Here is a 2,964-nt window from a genome sequence, read left to right on the forward strand (position 1 = left end):
TGACCAAAGCGGCGGATGCGGCGGCTTACAGCGTGGTGGCTGATAATCCTGTCGGGCCGCCCGTGCCTTCACAGTCAGCTTATCTGGGACTCGTGACGCTGAGTCAGGGAACGCAGGTTTTGAAGAAAGGCGCGGCGCTGAGTCTGAAATGCACCGTCGCTGCACCGGTAGCTCCAGGTGTCTCGGTCATCTACTCATGGAGACGCTCCGGCAATGTTTTGAGTAACGGCACGCAGGCCAATCTCAGCGTCATCACAGGCGCGGACAAGGCGGCGCTAAGCATCACGAAAATCGGCACGGAGAATGCGGGGAACTACACCTGCATCGTCACGCTAAACACACCCGGCAATGATCCCTTTATCACCAATGGGGACACGGTGGTGCAAGTCGTCGATGCGGTGCCAGTGCTGAATCCCATCCCGTTGCCTGCGGCCGTGTCGGTGAGCCAGCCGATTGATGAAATGATCACCGCGAGCAACTTCCCGACTGGGTTCTCGCTGGTTGGCCTGCCCGCAGGCATGACGTTTGATACGAAAACGGGCCGCATTAAAGGCAAGCCGACGACACCGAGTCTGAAGAATAAAACCACGGGTCTCTACATCCCGAACAAACTCACTTTCAAAGCCACCAATCCCTTCAATGTTGGCCCGGCGTTAGACTTCTATCTCACGATCGAGGCGCTTGATCCCACGATTGTTGGTACCTTCAACGGTGTCGTGTCGCGTGAAAGCTTCTCGAACTTCGGTATGGGCGGCTATGTACAGGTCACCGTCGCCAGCACAGGTGTGGTGTCGGGTTTTGCAACGCTAGCAGGCCAAAAGCATAGTGTCGTTGGCGCACTCGACATCTCCGTGGGTAATGATCCGACGGCGCTGCTCACGATCAAACGCACGCCCGCAACTTTGGGAAATCTGGAACTGACGATGAACATCGTGCGTGGCAATGACTTGATGCAGGGCAGGATCACTGATCCTGAATTTGAGATCGTCACGGGAAATCAGGACTTGGGCGGGCCGGATACACCGAGCTTTCTCAACGGCCCTGTCGAAGACGCTCTCTTCAATGGACCGCGCGGCATCGCTCTGCGCCCGAATGGTGACGGCTTTCTAGCGGACACTGGCAACCACGTTATCCGCTTGGTGGCGAATGACGCGGTAACCACTTTTGCCGGCACAGCGAACGTGGCTGGTGAAAGCAACGGCACAGGCACAGCCGCTTCGTTTGAATCGCCTGAAGGACTCGCGATGGATGCGCTGGGCAATCTCTATGTGGCCGACACGGGCAATGCCATGATCCGCAAAATCACCGCGCTGGGAGTCGTCACCAGTTTTGCAGGGACGGCTGATCAAATCGGCAACACGAACGCGACTGGCGCGGCTGCACGCTTCAATCTGCCCAGCGCGCTGTGCTTTGATCCGGCGGGCAATCTGTATGTCGTGGATCGTGGCAATCACACGATCCGCAAGATCACACCCGCAGGAGTTGTCACAACGCTCGCGGGCAAAGCGGACACCGCTGGCCACAAGGATGGCGGCGGCATCGCGGCTCTGTTTAACACGCCGCGCGGCGTCGTGTATGAGCCGCTGACGAAAGCACTGTTTGTGACCGACAGCGGCAACAATGTCATCCGCAAAGTCACGCTGACAGGAACCGTGACGACTCATGCCGGATCACCCGGCGTTGAAGGTTATGCCGACGGCTTGCTGGCCAATGCGCGCTTTATCGAGCCGATGGGTATCGCCACGGTCGGCAATGGCATTTTGATCGTGGGCGACAAAGTGCTGCGTCAGATCAATCCCAACGGCGTCGTCGGTGCGGTCTCAGATTATGTGGACATTAATGGACTCGATCAGCCCGTGGCGCTCGCTTTCAACGAAGCTGATGAAGTGCTCATCGCTGTGCATGAGACGTTGAACGGCGTGACCATTCACCAGCCGTCTGGCACGGGTGTTGAGGCTATGTTTGATGCGAGGCGCAATCCATGGACTGCGACCAGCAACGTGGCGCAGACGGGCGGCTACACCGCCGGCATCGAGACCAGCGCAGCGTCGGGTGATCTCAGGCTGCCGCAGGGCGACGGCTACGCCACGCTCGCGATCAGCAAGACTGGCGTCGCCACCTGGGCGGGCAAAGCGGCTGACGGCACTGGCCTCACTTTTGGCACCATCATGACCGCAGACCGCCACATCCCACTGCATGTCATGATGTACAAAAACACCGGCAGTCTCCAGGGCGAGTGCTTCATCAATGCCACCACACTCGATCTCGTTAGCGACGTCATTCCCGCGTTTGACTGGTATAAAATCCCCCAGCCACTCGCCGTGATCGACCGGAGCTACAAAGGCGGGTTCCTGGTTCATCCGCTGGAACTCTCCGGCGGCAAGCACACGCCTAACAACATCTATACCTTCCTCGGCCTCACTGGAGCACCCGCCAATCTGACCATGGACTTTAGCGAAGCTGGCCTCACCTCATTCACCGTTCCGTTCACCATCGCCACGCCCAACACGGTCTACGTGCCCACCAACTCCAGCACAGCCACATTGAAGATCGACCCGAAGACCGGCATCTACACGGGCAGCTTCAAATCCGGCAGCCCCGCCGTGACTTCCAGCTTCACCGGTGTGATCATCGACTACGAGGCTGGCAATGCCAAACGCGGCTATGGTCACTTCCTCCTTCCTGCATCCACCGCTGCCACTGCACCGCTCACGTCAGGCCGCGTGCGACTAGAGAAGTGATGTTTTCAGCCCACTGCGCCAAGACCGTCAAGTTGATTCATGAGACCACCTATTTCATCGAACAAGCATCCAATTGAGTCAGACCCCCTCACAACTTCAACTCGCTATGCCATGAATGACGATACGAAAGCCATCATCGCAGGGTCAGTGCGTACCCTCGCTCAACTCGTTCCTATTGCGGGAGGCGCAGTGGCACAAGCATGGTCAGAGTATGAGACTCACG

The 2,964-nt window shown here is 58.1% G+C and carries 1 protein-coding gene; it reads left to right on the forward strand.

What is annotated here, in order from left to right; all coding sequences use genetic code 11:
- Nucleotides 1-2,741: immunoglobulin domain-containing protein (locus AC6FTP_RS26635; protein ID WP_497209928.1), on the forward strand; the 2,741-nt coding region annotated here is incomplete at its 5' end.
- Nucleotides 2,742-2,964 lie beyond the last annotated feature (223 nt).

Source organism: Prosthecobacter sp., from assembly GCF_044378005.1.
In the GTDB taxonomy this organism is placed as follows: Bacteria; Verrucomicrobiota; Verrucomicrobiia; order Verrucomicrobiales; family Verrucomicrobiaceae; genus Prosthecobacter.